Consider the following 16,753-nt stretch of genomic DNA (forward strand, 5'->3'; position numbering starts at 1 on the left):
CAGTAGAGCTGCCAGAAGGCGTAGAGATGGTAATGCCAGGTGACAACCTGAAGTTTGTGGTAGAGCTGATCAACCCAATCGCGATGGACGAAGGTCTGCGCTTCGCAATCCGTGAAGGCGGCCGTACAGTAGGTGCTGGTGTAGTAGCGAAGATCGTTGCTTAATCAGTGATGCCGTTGCAGAGGGCTCCGTAAGGGGCCCTTTTTGTTGAACTTTTACAGGTTCGACTGCTTTTACCGTTCTAGCCGGTGTTCTGGCTTGTTTTCATTCAGCAAGACAGTATAATGAGCGGCTATTTTTGGTTGGCGGCAGTTTTGTCGTCAGGCCGGATTTTAGGGGCATAGTTCCAATTGGTAGAACAGCGGTCTCCAAAACCGATGGTTGGGGGTTCGAATCCCTCTGCCCCTGCCACTATCAGAATAGGTCCCCGTCAGAGCTGGGGCTGCAATGTAGCTTGGTGTTACACGCCATGGGAAAGTGAGTTAGAGCATGAATGCAACGAGTGAAACCCCAAAAAGCGGCTTAGATGCGGTGAAATGGTTTGGCGTACTGGTACTGTTAACTGTACTGGTCGCTGGTAATTACATGTACGAGCTGTCCGCTTTGGAAAAAGCTGGCGCTATTATCGTATTAGCTGGTTTAGCTGCATTTCTGGCAGCCAAGACGGCAAAAGGCGCTGCTTTCCTTGAGTTCGCCAAAGAAGCCAGAACCGAAGTACGCAAAGTAGTATGGCCAACCCGCCAGGAAACCATGCAGACTACACTGATTGTTATGGTTGCAACCTTAATTGTTGCGCTGCTCCTGTGGGGTCTTGATGCTATTCTGTTGCGTCTTGTCTCATTTATTACCGGTTTGGGGATCTAAGTTATGTCAGGAAAAATGCGTTGGTACGTAGTACAAGCGTTTGCTGGGTTTGAACAGCGTGTAGCTACTTCTCTGCGTGAGCACATCAAGATCCACCAAATGGAAGAGAAGTTTGGTGAAGTACTGGTTCCTACCGAAGAAGTGGTAGAAATGCGCGCTGGCCAGAAACGCAAATCTGAACGCAAGTTTTTCCCTGGCTATGTGTTAGTCCAGATGGAAATGTGTGAAGAAGCATGGCACTTAGTTAAAAGTGTGCCACGCGTATTAGGGTTTATCGGTGGAACTTCAGATCGCCCGGCACCAATCACAGAAAAAGAAGCCAACACGATCCTGAACCGTCTGCAAGACAATGCAGATAAGCCAAAACCAAAAACGCTGTTCGAAGCAGGCGAAGTGGTTCGGGTTACCGAAGGTCCATTTGCCGATTTCAATGGTGTGGTGGAAGAAGTGGATTACGAGAAGAGCCGCGTGAAAGTGTCGGTTCTGATCTTCGGTCGTTCGACTCCGGTGGATCTGGAGTTCGGTCAGGTCGAAAAAGCTTAACGGTCAAAAAACCGTTGTCACGGGCCGCTGGTTAAAATATAATCGCGGCCTTTTTTAACGTCAGGGGAGCCGTTTGAGTAAGTGTCCTCGCACTTACGAGGCTAAGACCCTATAAAGAGGTGAAACATGGCTAAGAAAGTCACGGCACTTGTAAAATTACAAGTTAAAGCTGGTATGGCAAACCCGTCACCACCAGTTGGTCCAGCACTGGGTCAACACGGTGTGAACATCATGGAATTCTGTAAAGGCTTCAACGCCCGTACAGAGTCTCTGGAAAAAGGCATGCCAATCCCAGTAGTGATCACTGTATACAGTGACCGCTCATTTACATTCGAAACCCGTACCCCTCCAGCTTCATTCCTGTTGTTAAAAGCAGCTGGTCTGAAAGGTGGTTCAGGCCGTCCAAATACACAGAAAGTCGGTAAAGTGACTCGTGCTCAGCTGGAAGAGATCGTTAAGATCAAACGTGCTGACCTGACCGCTGCTGACGATGAAGCGGCAGTTCGCACCATCGCTGGTACTGCTCGTTCAATGGGCTTAGTGGTAGAGGGTTAATCGATGGCTAAATTATCAAAACGCGCTAAATTAATCCGCTCTAAAGTAGATTCTACTCGTGAGTACGGTATCAATGACGCAGTAGCTCTGTTAAAAGAGCTGGCAACCAGCAAATTCGTTGAATCTGTTGACGTTGCAGTAAACCTGGGTATCGACGCCCGTAAATCTGACCAGAACGTCCGTGGTGCTACTGTACTGCCTCACGGTACTGGCCGTACTGTTCGTGTTGCTGTGTTCACTCAGGGTGCAAACGCTGAAGCCGCTAAAGCTGCCGGTGCTGACATCGTTGGTATGGAAGACTTAGCTGAGCAAGTGAAGAAAGGCGAAATGAACTTCGACGTAGTTATTGCTTCTCCAGATGCAATGCGCGTTGTAGGTATGCTGGGTCAGATCTTAGGTCCACGCGGACTGATGCCGAACCCAAAAACCGGTACTGTAACGCCAAACGTTGCTGAAGCTGTGAAAAACGCTAAAGCCGGTCAGGTTCGTTACCGTAACGACAAGAACGGTATCATCCACTCTACCGTTGGTAAAATCGACTTCGACACTGACAAGATCAAAGAGAACTTAGAGTCTCTGCTGGTTGCACTGAAACGTGCTAAGCCATCAGTTGCTAAAGGTACTTACATCAAGAAAGTGACCCTGTCGACCACTATGGGTGCAGGTATCGTTCTGGATCAAGCGACTTTAGACGCCAAGATCTAATAAAGCCGTTTAATTAAGCAGCTTTACAGCAGCGTGAGGTTAAATTATAATCTCGCGCTCTAATTTTCGGGTAGAAGCCACTTGTTGGCTTCCGTCCAAGACCGTAGGTGCCGCAATTTTCAATGAAATGCGTGGCTTAAAAAGACAAACCTACGCAGACGGTGTGTTAGCCCCAGAAAGATTCCAATCCTTCTGGTCTGCCACCGTAAATCGCGCGTTGAACAACATTTGTTGCGCAACGATGTGTAGGCAACCAGACAATTCAGTCTGGATGAACCAGGAGTTAAAAGCCAATGGCTATTAAGCTTGATGACAAAAAAGCAATTGTTGCTGAAGTTCAGGAAGCTGCCAAAGGTGCTTTATCTGCGGTAGTCGCAGACGCTCGTGGTGTCACTGTAGGCAAAATCACTGAGCTGCGTAAGCAAGCTCGTGAAGCTGGCGTATGGATGAAAGTTGTCCGTAACACGCTGGTACGCCGTGCAGTAGCTGGCACCGAATTTGAGTGTCTGAATGACGCGTTCGTAGGTCCAACTCTGATTGCATTCTCTAAAGAGCACCCAGGTGCTGCAGCGCGTATCTTCAAAGATTTCGCGAAAGAGAACCAGAAGTTTGAACTGAAAAGCGCAGCCTTCAATGGCGCCGTAGTCAGCGTAGAAGTGCTGGCCTCGTTACCAACTTACGACGAAGCTATCGCTCGCCTGATGAGCACTATGAAAGAAGCAGCAGCTGGCAAACTTGTACGTACAATTGCCGCAGTTCGCGACCAAAAGCAAGAACAAGCCGCTTAATTTTAAAGCAGGTTGGTTTTTAAAGTTTAATAGGGCATACGCCCACTTAGTTTAGGAATCTGAGAAATGTCAGTGACTAAAGAGCAAATTTTAGACGCTATCGCAGCAATGTCTGTAATGGAAGTTGTTGAACTGGTTAGCGCTATGGAAGAAAAATTCGGTGTTTCTGCTGCTGCTGCTGTTGCTGTAGCTGCTGGCCCAGCTGCTGCTGTTGAAGAGCAGACTGAGTTCACTGTAGTTCTGGCCGCTGCCGGCGCCAACAAAGTAGCTGTTATCAAAGCAGTTCGTGGCGCAACTGGCCTGGGTCTGAAAGAAGCGAAAGATCTGGTTGAAGCTGCTCCAGCTCCAATCAAAGAAGCTATCTCTAAAGACGAAGCTGCAGCTCTGAAGAAAGAGCTGGAAGAAGCTGGTGCTACTGTTGAAGTTAAATAATCTAGTTAACTCTAGATTAGTCGCCTGATTTCAGGCTAGGCTGGTGGTGAAATAACCACCGGCCTTTTTGCGCTGTGGGACTTTGATTTTCCCCGCCCCTTATGTAGCCATAGTGGCCGCATAAACCGCCGCCCCGCAAGGGTAGGTAGGGTAAAAAATCAGCAAGCTGAGGAACCCCATGACTTACTCTTATTCTGAAAAGAAACGTATCCGTAAGGACTTCGGTAAACGTCCATTGGTATTGGATGTGCCTTATCTGCTGTCGATTCAGATTGAATCATTCAGCAAATTCATCGAGCCGGATCCAGAAGGTGAATACGGTTTAGAAGCCGCTTTCCGTTCTGTGTTCCCAATCAAAAGCTACTCAGGTAGTGCAGAGCTGCAATACGTCAGCTACCGCATTGGTGAGCCGGTTTTTGATGTAAAAGAGTGCCAGATCCGTGGTGTGACTTACTCAGCACCGCTGCGTGTAAAACTGCGTATGGTGTTATTTGATAAAGAGGTGCCAGGCACAATCAAAGACATTCGTGAGCAAGAAGTTTACATGGGCGAAATCCCACTGATGACCGAAAACGGTACCTTCGTGATCAACGGTACTGAGCGTGTTATCGTTTCACAATTACACCGCAGTCCAGGTGTGTTCTTCGACCACGACCGTGGTAAGACGCACAGCTCAGGCAAGGTGTTATACAATGCTCGCGTCATTCCTTACCGTGGCTCCTGGTTAGACTTTGAATTTGATGCCAAAGATAACCTGTTTGTCCGTATCGACCGTCGCCGCAAACTGCCAGCCACTATTTTGTTACGTGCGCTGGAATTCAGCACAGAAGATATTCTGGGCACCTTCTTTGAAAGCACCCGTTTTGAAATCAAAGACGGCAAGCTGTTTATGGAAGTGGTGCCAAACCGCCTGCGCGGTGAAACTGCAGCCTTTGATATCAAAGACAACGATGGCGAAGTGATCGTAGAAGCCGGCCGTCGTATTACTGCCCGTCACGTCCGTCAGCTGGAAAAAACCGGCATGACGTTGATGGATGTACCACATGAATATGTGGTAGGTCGTGTCCTGGCGAAAAATTATGCTGACCGTTCAACCGGAGAGATTATTGCCGAGGCGAACGCAGAGCTCACACTGGAGCTGTTAGCCAAACTAGCCAAAGCCGGATATGACGCCTTTGAAACTCTGTATATTAACGATCTGGACCAGGGTTCATACATTTCTGAAACTCTGCGTATTGATCCAAGCAGCAACCGGATGGAAGCACTGGTAGAAATCTACCGCATGATGCGTCCTGGTGAACCACCAACGCGTGAAGCTGCTGAAACTTTATTTGAAAACCTGTTCTTCTCTGAAGACCGTTATGATCTGTCCACTGTGGGCCGGATGAAGTTCAACCGCCGTGTTGGCTTCGAAGAAGGTTCTGGTGTTGGTATCCTGAGCAAATTGGATATCCTGGCAGTGATGAAAGTGCTGATCGACATCCGTAACGGTAAAGGTGAAGTGGACGATATCGACCACTTAGGTAACCGTCGTATCCGTTCTGTTGGCGAGATGGCTGAAAACCAATTCCGTGTTGGTTTAGTTCGTGTGGAACGTGCAGTCAAAGAGCGTCTGTCGTTAGGCGATCTGGATGCCGTAATGCCACAGGACCTGATCAATGCCAAGCCAATTTCCGCTGCAGTGAAAGAGTTCTTCGGTTCAAGCCAACTGTCTCAGTTTATGGACCAGAACAACCCACTGTCAGAAGTGACCCACAAGCGCCGTATTTCTGCGTTAGGCCCGGGCGGTCTGACTCGTGAACGCGCCGGCTTCGAAGTTCGTGACGTACACCCGACTCACTATGGTCGTGTTTGTCCAATCGAAACGCCTGAAGGTCCAAACATCGGTCTGATTAACTCGCTGTCTATGTTCGCACAGACCAACGAGTACGGTTTCCTGGAAACACCATACCGTCGTATTGATAATGGTATTGTGACCGACGAAGTGGATTTCCTGTCTGCAATCGAAGAAGGTAACTTCGTCATTGCACAGGCGAACGCTGAACTGGATGCTGACAGCCGCCTGGTAGCCGATCTGGTTCCTTGCCGTTTCAAAAACGAATTCACGTTGATGCCTGCAGACAAAGTCCAATACATGGACGTAGCTCCACAGCAGATCGTTTCTGTCGCCGCTGCACTGATCCCGTTCCTGGAACACGATGACGCCAACCGCGCATTGATGGGTTCAAACATGCAACGTCAGGCCGTTCCTACTCTGCGTTCAGACAAACCTCTGGTAGGTACTGGTGTTGAGCGTGTTGTAGCGAAAGATTCTGGTGTAACAGTGGTTGCTAAACGTGGTGGTGTGATCGACTACGTTGACGCCAGCCGCATCGTGATCAAGGTTAATGAAGAAGAGATGGTCGCTGGTGAAGCGGGTATCGATATCTACAACCTGACTAAGTACACCCGTTCTAACCAGAACACCTGTATCAACCAACGTCCTTGTGTTAACAAAGGCGAACCTATTGAACGTGGTGACATTCTGGCTGACGGTCCATCTACGGATTTAGGTGAACTGGCTCTGGGTCAAAACCTGCGCGTCGCGTTCATGCCTTGGAACGGTTACAACTTCGAAGACTCGATTTTGTTATCTGAGCGTTTAGTACAGGAAGACCGTTTAACTACTATCCATATTCAGGAACTTAGCTGTATCGCTCGTGATACCAAGTTAGGGCCTGAAGAAATCACTGCCGATATTCCAAACGTAGGTGAGTCAGCTCTGTCCAAACTGGATGAAGCCGGTATCGTTTACATCGGTGCAGAAGTGAAGGGTGGTGACATTCTGGTGGGTAAGGTGACACCAAAAGGTGAAAGCCAGCTGACACCAGAAGAGAAACTGTTGCGCGCGATCTTTGGTGAAAAAGCCTCTGATGTGAAAGACAGCTCACTGCGAGTGCCTAACTCTGTTACTGGTACAGTAATTGACGTACAGGTATTCACCCGTGATGGCGTAGAGAAAGATAAACGTGCCCGTGAAATCGAGGAAATGGAAATCAAACAGGCCAAGAAAGACCTGAATGAAGAATTCCGTATCCTGGAAGAGGGTATCTACTCTCGTATCCGTAACCTGATCGAAAGCACTGGTGTTGATCGCGCCAAGCTGAACACTATGCGTGGCGACGCGCTGATGGGCTACAGCCTGGCAGACGAAGACAAGCAAAACGATCTGGAACAGTTAGCGGCTCAGTACGAAGAAATTCGTGTCGAATACGACAAGAAGTTCGAAGCTAAGCGTCGCAAGATTGTTCAGGGCGATGACCTGGCTCCAGGCGTGTTGAAGATTGTTAAAGTGTATCTGGCAGTAAAACGTCGTATCCAGCCTGGTGACAAGATGGCCGGTCGTCACGGTAACAAAGGTGTGGTTTCTACCATTGTTCCTGTGGAAGATATGCCATATGACGAAAAAGGTCAGCCAGTTGATATCGTTCTGAACCCGCTGGGCGTTCCATCGCGGATGAACATCGGTCAGATCCTGGAAACACACTTAGGCTTAGCGGCTCGTGGTATCGGTGACAAGATTGACGCCATGATCAAAGACCAGAAAGAAATTGCGGAGATCCGTGACTTCCTGAAAAAGGTCTATGCATTGGGTGAATCACGTCAGGATGTGGATATCGAAAACTTCACTGATGATGAAGTACGCCGTCTGGCAGAAAACCTGCGTAAAGGTTTACCAGTGGCAACTCCGGTGTTTGATGGCGCGAAAGAAAGCGAAATCAAACAACTGTTAGAGTTAGGCGACCTGCCAAGCAGCGGTCAGATCACGCTGTACGATGGTCGTACCGGTAACACCTTCGAACGTAAGGTTACTGTCGGCTACATGTACATGCTGAAACTGAACCACTTAGTTGATGACAAGATGCACGCTCGTTCTACCGGCTCTTACAGCTTAGTAACGCAACAGCCTCTGGGTGGTAAAGCTCAGTTCGGTGGTCAGCGTTTCGGTGAGATGGAAGTGTGGGCCCTGGAAGCATACGGCGCAGCATACACGCTGCAAGAGATGCTGACAGTGAAGTCAGATGACGTGAATGGTCGTACCAAGATGTATAAGAACATCGTGGACGGCGACCACCGCATGGAGCCTGGCATGCCAGAATCTTTCAACGTACTGATGAAAGAAATCCGTTCGCTCGGTATCAACATCGAATTGGAAGAGGAATAACCGGCAGCCGCTCTGCAGATGCAGAGCGGCTTCTGCCTCAGCCGGTGCTGCGCGCACCTTTTGAAAAAGGTTAACCCTCTGACAGGAGAGTAAAGTGAAAGACTTATTAAAGTTTCTGAAACAACAAACAAAAACTGAAGAGTTCGATGTGATCCGTATCGGTCTGTCTTCTCCGGACATGATCCGTTCATGGTCATTCGGCGAAGTGAAAAAGCCTGAGACCATCAACTACCGGACTTTTAAACCAGAGCGTGACGGTCTGTTCTGTGCCCGTATCTTTGGCCCGGTGAAAGACTATGAGTGTTTGTGCGGTAAGTACAAGCGCCTGAAGCACCGTGGTGTGATCTGTGAGAAGTGTGGCGTTGAAGTCACGCTGACTAAAGTGCGCCGTGAGCGCATGGGCCACATTGAGCTGGCGAGCCCAACGGCTCACATCTGGTTCCTGAAATCATTACCAAGCCGGATCGGTTTACTGCTGGATATGACGTTACGTGATATCGAGCGTGTATTGTATTTCGAAAGCTATGTAGTGACTGAACCAGGCATGACTTCTTTAGAGCGCCGTCAGATGCTGACTGAAGAAGAATACCTGGACGTGCTGGAAGAGCACGGTGACGAGTTCGAAGCCAAAATGGGTGCAGAGGCGATCCTCGACCTGCTAAAAGGCATCGATCTGGCCACAGAAATCAAACAAATGCGTGAAGAGTTGCCAACTATCAACTCTGAAACCAAACGTAAAAAAGTCAGCAAGCGTCTGAAGCTGATGGAAGCGTTCCACACTTCTGGTAACAAGCCGGAGTGGATGATCATGACTGTACTGCCAGTATTGCCACCGGATTTACGTCCTCTGGTTCCACTGGATGGTGGTCGTTTTGCAACGTCAGATCTGAACGATCTGTACCGCCGCGTGATCAACCGGAACAACCGTCTGAAGCGTCTGCTGGACTTGTCCGCTCCAGATATCATCGTGCGCAACGAAAAGCGTATGTTGCAGGAAGCTGTTGATGCGCTGTTAGACAATGGCCGTCGTGGTCGTGCGATCACGGGCTCAAACAAGCGTCCTCTGAAGTCTTTAGCGGACATGATCAAAGGTAAACAGGGTCGTTTCCGTCAGAACCTGTTGGGTAAACGTGTTGACTATTCAGGCCGTTCGGTAATTACCGTTGGTCCTACTCTGCGTTTACACCAGTGTGGTCTGCCGAAGAAAATGGCTCTGGAACTGTTCAAGCCGTTTATCTATGGCAAGCTGGAAGCCCGTGGTTTAGCGACCACCATCAAAGCTGCCAAGAAAATGGTTGAGCGCGAAGAAGGCGCAGTGTGGGACGTTCTGGATGAAGTCATCCGTGAGCATCCGGTTCTGCTGAACCGTGCACCAACACTGCACCGTCTGGGTATCCAGGCCTTCGAACCAGTTCTGATTGAAGGTAAAGCGATTCAGCTGCACCCGTTGGTGTGTGCTGCTTACAACGCCGACTTCGACGGTGACCAGATGGCGGTTCACGTACCGCTGACCCTGGAAGCTCAGTTAGAAGCCCGTGCACTGATGATGTCGACGAACAACGTACTGTCTCCTGCGAACGGTGAGCCAATCATTGTTCCTTCTCAGGACGTTGTATTGGGTCTGTACTACATGACCCGTGACGCCATCAACGCCAAAGGCGAAGGCATGTTGTTTAAGAGCCCGAAAGAAGCGGAAAAAGCCTTCCGTGCCGGCGTGGCCAGCTTACATGCCAAAGTAAAAGTTCGTATTACTGAAGTGACTTTGCAGCCAGATGGCACCAAAACCTCTGCAACTGCTGTAAAAGATACCACAGTAGGTCGCGCTATCCTATTTTCTACTCTGCCGGAAGGTTTGGCCTTTGACTCTGTCAACCAGGCTATGGGTAAGAAGCAGATCAGCCGCCTGTTAAACGGTTCTTACCGTCGTATTGGTCTGAAGAACACCGTTATTCTGGCTGACCAAATCATGTACACCGGTTTCCACTACGCGATGCTGTCTGGTGTGTCTGTAGGTATTGACGATATGGTCATTCCTGCCGCCAAGGTTGACATCATCTCTGCTGCTGAAGCAGAAGTTGCTGAAATCCAGGATCAGTTCCAACAAGGTCTGGTTACTGCAGGTGAGAAATACAACAAAGTTATCGACATCTGGTCAACGGCGAACGAAGCACTGTCCAAAGCGATGATGGATAACTTGTCGAAAGAACAAGTGGTTAACCGCGATGGCGACACTGTCACTCAACCGTCATTTAACTCTGTTTACATGATGGCTGACTCTGGCGCCCGGGGTTCACCGGCTCAGATCCGTCAGCTGGCTGGTATGCGTGGTCTGATGGCCAAGCCAGACGGCTCCATCATCGAAACGCCAATTACCGCGAACTTCCGTGAAGGTCTGAGCGTACTTCAGTACTTCATCTCGACTCACGGTGCTCGTAAAGGTTTGGCGGATACCGCATTGAAGACAGCGAACTCAGGTTACCTGACTCGTCGTCTGGTTGACGTTGCCCAAGACTTGGTTGTCACCGAGCATGACTGTGGCTCAACCGAAGGCATCATGATGAAACCACTGATTGAAGGTGGTGACGTTGTTGAAGGCCTGCGTGAACGCGTATTAGGTCGTGTGGTGATTGGTGATGTTGTGGTTCCGGCTACTGGCGAAGTGCTGGTTGAAGACGGCACCATGCTGGACGAAAAACTTTGTGACATGATTGAAAAGAACTCAATCGACGAAGTCTATGTTCGTTCAGTAATTACCTGTCAGACGAACTTTGGTGTCTGTGCTAAATGTTACGGCCGTGACCTGGCCCGTGGCCACCTGATTAATCCAGGTGAAGCTATCGGTGTTATCGCTGCTCAATCAATCGGTGAACCAGGTACACAGTTAACGATGCGTACCTTCCACATCGGTGGTGCGGCATCACGGGCTTCTGCTGAGAACAGTGTTCAGGTGAAAAATGCCGGTACGCTGAAGCTGCACAACGCCAAAACTGTACGTAATACAGATGGCAAGATCGTCATCACGTCACGTTCTGCTGAAGTCACAGTATTTGACGAGCAAGGTCGTGAGAAAGAGCGCTACAAGCTGCCATACGGTTCTGTGCTGACTGTGGACGACAACACCACAGTGACCTCAGGTCAAATCGTGGCGAACTGGGATCCGCACTCTCACCCAATCATCGTTGAGCGTGGTGCCAAGGTTTCATTCAGTGATGTTGATGACAGCAACACTGAGGTTCAGCAGGATGACCTGACAGGTTTAAGCCGCACCGTGGTGAAAGACTTGTCCAAGGCCAATGCGAAAGAGCCTAAGCTGATCCTGGAAATGGAAGATGGTGCGCTGCAGGAAATCCGTCTGCCAAGCTTTACCACTATCGAAATTACTGATGGCCAGAAGGTTAGCCCAGGTACTGTTCTGGCGCGTATCCCGCAAGAAGGTTCGAAAACACGCGACATCACCGGTGGTCTGCCACGCGTTGCTGACTTATTCGAAGCGCGTAAACCAAAAGATCCTGCCATCCTGGCGGAAATTTCTGGTGTCATCAGCTTCGGTAAAGAGACTAAAGGTAAACGTCGTCTGGTGATTACACCGGAGCAAGGTGACTCTCATGAAGAGATGATCCCGAAATGGCGTCAGGTCAACGTGTTTGAAGGTGAACGTATCGAGAAAGGTGAAGTGATCTCTGAAGGTCCAGAGTCACCGCACGATATCCTGCGTTTACGTGGTATCCACCATGTAGCGAGCTACATCGTGAACGAAGTTCAGGATGTATACCGTCTGCAAGGCGTAAAAATTAACGATAAGCACATCGAAACGATTATCCGTCAGATGCTGCGTAAGTGTGTGATCCTGCATCCAGGCGACTCTGAGTTCCTGGAAGGCGAACAGGTCGAATTCGCTCGTGTCGCTATCGCGAACATAGAGTTGGAAGCTGCAGGTAAGATCCCTGCGAAGTTTGAACGCGTACTGCTTGGTATTACCAAAGCGTCACTGTCGACGGACTCTTTCATCTCTGCAGCGTCGTTCCAGGAAACGACCCGCGTACTGACCGAAGCAGCAGTTGGTGGTAAAACCGACGAACTGCGCGGCCTGAAAGAAAACGTCATTGTTGGTCGTCTGATCCCGGCCGGTACTGGTTTTGCGTATCACCAAAACCGTGTCCGGGCGCGTCAACGTGCCGCCAATGGCGAAATCGCTGAACCGGCGATGAGTGCAGAAAGTGCTGAACAGGCACTGACTGACGCTCTGAATATGGACTTGTCTGGCAGCGACGAATAAGTCGATTGCAGGCCAAAGGGCAGGCCACCAGCAATGGGCCTGCCCTTTGTTTCTTGACAGGTCAAAGGTTGACCAGTAAAATTCCGCGGCCCCAAATTTGGGTGCGGAATTTTTCACGTTTATTGGTAGTTATTTAACCAGGAGTATTTAATGGCAACAATCAACCAGCTAGTGCGTAAGCCGCGCAGCCAGGTGGTCTCTAAGAGCACCGTTCCGGCGCTTGAAGCTTGCCCACAGAAGCGTGGTGTTTGTACCCGCGTATACACCACTACACCTAAGAAGCCAAACTCAGCATTACGTAAAGTATGCCGTGTCCGTTTAACTAACGGTTTTGAAGTAACTTCTTACATCGGTGGTGAAGGCCACAACCTGCAGGAACACAGCGTTGTTCTGATCCGTGGCGGCCGGGTAAAAGACCTTCCGGGTGTGCGTTATCACACCGTTCGCGGCACTTTAGACTGTGCAGGCGTTAAAGATCGTAAGCAAGGCCGTTCTAAGTACGGCGCTAAACGGCCTAAGAAATAACGGTGCTCCGTTAGTAAGGCCAAACTAATTAATCTTTTTATTGTTGTAATAAAAAGTTTTGGAATCACCTGAAGCAATCGGAGTTTCGAATGCCAAGAAGACGCGTCATAGGTCAACGTAAAATCCTTCCAGATCCAAAATTCGGAAGTGAATTACTTGCCAAATTCGTAAACGTCGTAATGATCGACGGTAAAAAATCAATCGCAGAATCAATTGTATACGGCGCATTAGACATCGCTGCAACGAAATCTAAAAAAGCTGAACTGGATCTGTTCGAAGTTGCTTTAGACAACATTCGTCCAACTGTTGAAGTTAAATCACGCCGTGTGGGTGGTTCTACTTATCAGGTTCCATGTGAAGTTCGTCAGGTTCGTCGTAACGCTTTAGCTATGCGTTGGTTGGTTGAAGCTGCCCGTAAACGTGGTGAAAAATCAATGGCCCAGCGCTTAGCTGGTGAGATGCTGGACGCTGTTGAGAACAAAGGTTCTGCTGTTAAGAAGCGTGAAGACGTGCACCGTATGGCTGAAGCGAACAAAGCGTTTGCTCACTTCCGCTGGTAATTGCACCCTTAAGAGGACTTTATTGTGGCACGTACAACTCCTATTGAGCGTTACCGGAATATTGGTATTTGCGCTCACGTAGATGCGGGTAAAACCACAACGTCCGAGCGTGTGCTGTTTTATACAGGCCGTTCTCACAAAATCGGTGAAGTCCATGATGGCGCCGCCACTATGGACTGGATGGAGCAAGAACAGGAACGTGGTATCACTATCACGTCTGCTGCGACCACGGCCTTCTGGTCTGGTATGCAGCAGCAGTTCGATCTGCACCGTATTAACCTGATCGACACGCCGGGACACGTCGACTTCACTATTGAAGTAGAACGGTCTCTGCGTGTTCTGGATGGTGCAGTGGTTGTATTGTGCGGCTCCTCGGGTGTTCAGCCACAAACTGAAACTGTGTGGCGCCAGGCAAATAAGTACGAAGTCCCTCGGATGATTTTCGTCAACAAGATGGACCGTACCGGCGCGAATTTCCTGCGTGTTGTAAAGCAAGCGAACGACCGCTTGAATTCACGTATCGTTCCTATTCAGTTGCCTATTGGCGCTGAAGAGAACTTCAAAGGCGTTATTGACCTGATCAAGATGAAAGCCATTAACTGGAACGAAGCTGATCAGGGCATGACTTTCACTTACGACCCTATCCCAGAAGATATGGTAGCTGAGTGTGAAGAATGGCGTCAGAACATGGTGGAAGCAGCAGCTGAAGCCAATGAAGAGCTGATGGAACGCTACCTGGAAGGTGGTGAGTTTACTGAAGAGGAACTGCGTCAGGCCTTGCGAGATCTGACACTGCGCAACGAGGTTGTGTTGGTGATGTGTGGTTCTGCTTTCAAGAACAAAGGTGTTCAAGCTGTACTGGACAACGTCATTTATTACCTGCCGTCACCAACAGAAGTGAAGGCAATTAAAGGTATTAAAGAAGACGAGTCTGAAGACGAGCGTCATTCGTCAGACGACGAGCCGTTTTCTGCGCTGGCATTTAAGATCGCAACAGACCCATTCGTGGGTACTCTGACCTTCTTCCGCGTCTATTCAGGCGTGGTCGAAGCAGGTTCTGCTGTTTACAACTCTGTAAAACAGAAGAAAGAGCGTATCGGCCGTATAGTTCAGATGCACGCGAACAGCCGTGAAGAGATCAAAGAAGTTCGTGCTGGTGATATCGCAGCAGCTATTGGTCTGAAAGACACGACTACAGGTGACACCCTGTGTGATTCTGAGAATGTGATCATTCTTGAGCGCATGGAATTCCCTGAGCCGGTTATTTCTGTGGCGGTAGAGCCGAAGACCAAAGCTGACCAGGAAAAAATGGGTATCGCGCTGAGTAAATTGGCGGCTGAAGATCCATCTTTCCGAGTTCACACTGACGAAGAAACCGGTCAAACCATCATCTCTGGTATGGGTGAATTGCACCTGGAAATCATCGTTGATCGTATGAAGCGTGAGTTCAAGGTTGAAGCAAACGTGGGTAAACCACAGGTTGCTTACCGTGAAACTGTACGTGGCTCAACAGAAGTTGAAGGCAAATTCGTACGTCAATCTGGTGGTCGTGGTCAGTTCGGTCATTGTTGGCTCAAAATTGAGCCACAAGAAGAAGGTGCTGGTTATGAATTCGTGAATGCCGTTGTTGGCGGGGTGATTCCAAAAGAATACATTCCTGCAATCGACAAAGGTATTCAGGAACAGATGAAGAACGGTATCCTGGCTGGCTACCCGGTGATCGACGTGAAAGTAACAGTATTTGACGGTTCTTATCACGACGTTGACTCAAACGAGATGGCGTTTAAGATCGCAGCTTCTATGGGTTTCAAAAAAGGTGCTCTGCAGGCCAAACCTGTCCTGCTGGAACCAATGATGAAAGTAGAAGTAGTCACTCCGGAAGACTTCATGGGTGATATCGTTGGTGACTTAAACCGTCGCCGCGGTATGATTAACGGTATGGAAGATGCCCCTGGTGGTATCAAGATCGTTGACGCTCAGGTTCCTCTGTCAGAAATGTTCGGCTATGCGACTTCGATGCGTTCTCTGACGCAAGGTCGTGCTTCTTATTCAATGGAACCATTGAAGTATATGGAAGCGCCAAACAACATTACTGAAGCGATCATCGCAGCTCGTAAAACTGGTGAATAATAACTTTGTCGGCCTGTCTTCAGGCAGGCCTCTAACAGAAGGTAATTAAAATGGCTAAGGCTAAATTTGAACGCGTAAAACCGCACGTAAACGTAGGTACAATCGGCCACGTTGACCACGGTAAAACTACTTTAACTGCAGCGATCACCAACGTACTGGCGAAGCACTACGGCGGTCAGGCATTCGCTTTCGATCAAATCGATAAAGCGCCAGAAGAAAAAGCTCGTGGTATCACGATCAACACTTCACACGTTGAATACGACACGCCAACACGTCACTACGCCCACGTAGACTGCCCAGGCCACGCTGACTATGTGAAGAACATGATCACAGGTGCTGCACAGATGGACGGCGCAATCCTGGTAGTAGCAGCGACTGATGGCCCAATGCCACAGACACGTGAGCACATCCTGTTATCTCGTCAGGTAGGCGTACCATACATCATCGTGTTCATGAACAAGTGTGACATGGTAGATGACGAAGAGCTGTTAGAGCTGGTAGAGATGGAAGTACGTGAGCTGTTGTCAGAGTACGACTTCCCAGGTGATGACCTGCCAGTAATCCGTGGTTCAGCCCTGAAAGGTCTGGAAGGCGATGCAGCGTGGGAACAGAAGATCCTGGACCTGGGTAACGCGCTGGACACCTACATTCCAGAGCCAGAGCGTGCAATCGACAAGCCGTTCATCATGCCAATCGAAGACGTATTCTCTATTTCAGGCCGTGGTACAGTAGTCACAGGCCGTGTAGAGCAAGGTATCGTGAAAGTAGGTGAAGAAGTCGAAATCGTAGGTATCAAAGATACAACGAAGACAACGTGTACTGGTGTGGAAATGTTCCGTAAGCTGTTAGACGAAGGTCGTGCAGGCGAGAACATCGGTGCGCTGTTACGTGGTACGAAGCGTGAAGACGTAGAGCGTGGTCAAGTACTGGCGAAGCCAGGTTCAATCAAGCCACACACGAAGTTTGAAGCTGAAGTTTACGTGTTGACGAAAGAAGAAGGTGGTCGTCATACGCCATTCTTCAAAGGTTACCGTCCACAGTTCTACTTCCGTACAACGGACGTAACTGGCGCAGTAGAGCTGCCAGAAGGCGTAGAGATGGTAATGCCAGGTGACAACCTGAAGTTTGTGGTAGAGCTGATCAACCCAATCGCGATGGACGAAGGTCTGCG

At 49.3% G+C, this 16,753-nt stretch carries 13 protein-coding genes and 1 tRNA gene; all 14 read left to right on the top strand.

All coding sequences use genetic code 11. The features are described 5' to 3' along the window. A partial coding sequence (locus tag ACFO3I_RS18950) for an EF-Tu C-terminal domain-related protein (RefSeq protein WP_465269156.1) occupies positions 1-164 on the top strand: 164 nt, incomplete at its 5' end. A gap of 170 nt (positions 165-334) precedes the next feature. Beyond that, positions 335-411 (top strand) — tRNA-Trp (locus tag ACFO3I_RS18955). A 78-nt stretch (positions 412-489) separates the two neighbouring features. Further along, the gene (gene secE, locus ACFO3I_RS18960) at positions 490-864 is read left to right on the top strand and encodes a preprotein translocase subunit SecE (protein WP_377336773.1); all 375 of its coding nucleotides are present in this window, start codon (positions 490-492) and stop codon (positions 862-864) included. A 15-nt stretch (positions 865-879) separates the two neighbouring features. After that, complete coding sequence (gene nusG, locus ACFO3I_RS18965) at positions 880-1,407, top strand: transcription termination/antitermination protein NusG (RefSeq protein WP_377336775.1); 528 nt, start codon at positions 880-882, stop codon at positions 1,405-1,407. 126 nt (positions 1,408-1,533) lie between these two features. Continuing rightward, on the top strand, positions 1,534-1,962 hold the full coding sequence (gene rplK, locus ACFO3I_RS18970) for a 50S ribosomal protein L11 (RefSeq protein WP_031564148.1): 429 nt from the start codon (positions 1,534-1,536) through the stop codon (positions 1,960-1,962). 3 nt (positions 1,963-1,965) lie between these two features. Continuing rightward, the gene (rplA, locus tag ACFO3I_RS18975; RefSeq protein WP_377336777.1) at positions 1,966-2,667 is read left to right on the top strand and encodes a 50S ribosomal protein L1; all 702 of its coding nucleotides are present in this window, start codon (positions 1,966-1,968) and stop codon (positions 2,665-2,667) included. Between the two features lie 293 nt (positions 2,668-2,960). Further along, the gene (gene rplJ, locus ACFO3I_RS18980) at positions 2,961-3,455 is read left to right on the top strand and encodes a 50S ribosomal protein L10 (protein WP_377336779.1); all 495 of its coding nucleotides are present in this window, start codon (positions 2,961-2,963) and stop codon (positions 3,453-3,455) included. Between the two features lie 66 nt (positions 3,456-3,521). Beyond that, positions 3,522-3,887 (top strand): 50S ribosomal protein L7/L12, encoded by a 366-nt coding sequence (gene rplL / locus ACFO3I_RS18985; RefSeq protein WP_337843696.1) that lies wholly within the window; start codon positions 3,522-3,524, stop codon positions 3,885-3,887. Between the two features lie 178 nt (positions 3,888-4,065). Further along, on the top strand, positions 4,066-8,091 hold the full coding sequence (gene rpoB, locus ACFO3I_RS18990) for a DNA-directed RNA polymerase subunit beta (protein ID WP_377336781.1): 4,026 nt from the start codon (positions 4,066-4,068) through the stop codon (positions 8,089-8,091). 94 nt (positions 8,092-8,185) lie between these two features. Next, on the top strand, positions 8,186-12,367 hold the full coding sequence (gene rpoC, locus ACFO3I_RS18995) for a DNA-directed RNA polymerase subunit beta' (protein ID WP_377336783.1): 4,182 nt from the start codon (positions 8,186-8,188) through the stop codon (positions 12,365-12,367). A 150-nt stretch (positions 12,368-12,517) separates the two neighbouring features. Further along, positions 12,518-12,892, top strand: a complete 375-nt coding sequence (rpsL, locus tag ACFO3I_RS19000; protein WP_377336785.1) for a 30S ribosomal protein S12 — start codon at positions 12,518-12,520, stop codon at positions 12,890-12,892. An 89-nt stretch (positions 12,893-12,981) separates the two neighbouring features. After that, positions 12,982-13,452, top strand: coding sequence for a 30S ribosomal protein S7 (rpsG, locus tag ACFO3I_RS19005; protein ID WP_337843692.1), 471 nt, complete (start codon positions 12,982-12,984; stop codon positions 13,450-13,452). Positions 13,453-13,476: 24 nt separating this feature from the next. Beyond that, positions 13,477-15,582: an elongation factor G gene (fusA, locus tag ACFO3I_RS19010; protein WP_377336787.1), complete on the top strand. Its 2,106-nt coding sequence runs from the start codon at positions 13,477-13,479 to the stop codon at positions 15,580-15,582. Positions 15,583-15,632: 50 nt separating this feature from the next. Continuing rightward, positions 15,633-16,753 (top strand): elongation factor Tu (tuf, locus tag ACFO3I_RS19015; RefSeq protein ID WP_377336789.1); only part of this gene is annotated, 1,121 nt, incomplete at its 3' end.

This window comes from Rheinheimera marina (genome assembly GCF_042654345.1).
Taxonomy (GTDB): domain Bacteria; phylum Pseudomonadota; class Gammaproteobacteria; order Enterobacterales; family Alteromonadaceae; genus Pararheinheimera; species Pararheinheimera marina.

Coding starts and splice junctions, on each gene's coding strand:
- rpsL (WP_377336785.1), top strand. CDS start 12,518: ATGGCAACAATCAACCAGCTAGTGCGTAAGCCGCGCAGCCAGGTGGTC.
- rpoB (WP_377336781.1), top strand. CDS start 4,066: ATGACTTACTCTTATTCTGAAAAGAAACGTATCCGTAAGGACTTCGGT.
- nusG (WP_377336775.1), top strand. CDS start 880: ATGCGTTGGTACGTAGTACAAGCGTTTGCTGGGTTTGAACAGCGTGTA.
- rplK (WP_031564148.1), top strand. CDS start 1,534: ATGGCTAAGAAAGTCACGGCACTTGTAAAATTACAAGTTAAAGCTGGT.
- rplA (WP_377336777.1), top strand. CDS start 1,966: ATGGCTAAATTATCAAAACGCGCTAAATTAATCCGCTCTAAAGTAGAT.
- rpsG (WP_337843692.1), top strand. CDS start 12,982: ATGCCAAGAAGACGCGTCATAGGTCAACGTAAAATCCTTCCAGATCCA.
- rplL (WP_337843696.1), top strand. CDS start 3,522: ATGTCAGTGACTAAAGAGCAAATTTTAGACGCTATCGCAGCAATGTCT.
- rplJ (WP_377336779.1), top strand. CDS start 2,961: ATGGCTATTAAGCTTGATGACAAAAAAGCAATTGTTGCTGAAGTTCAG.
- secE (WP_377336773.1), top strand. CDS start 490: ATGAATGCAACGAGTGAAACCCCAAAAAGCGGCTTAGATGCGGTGAAA.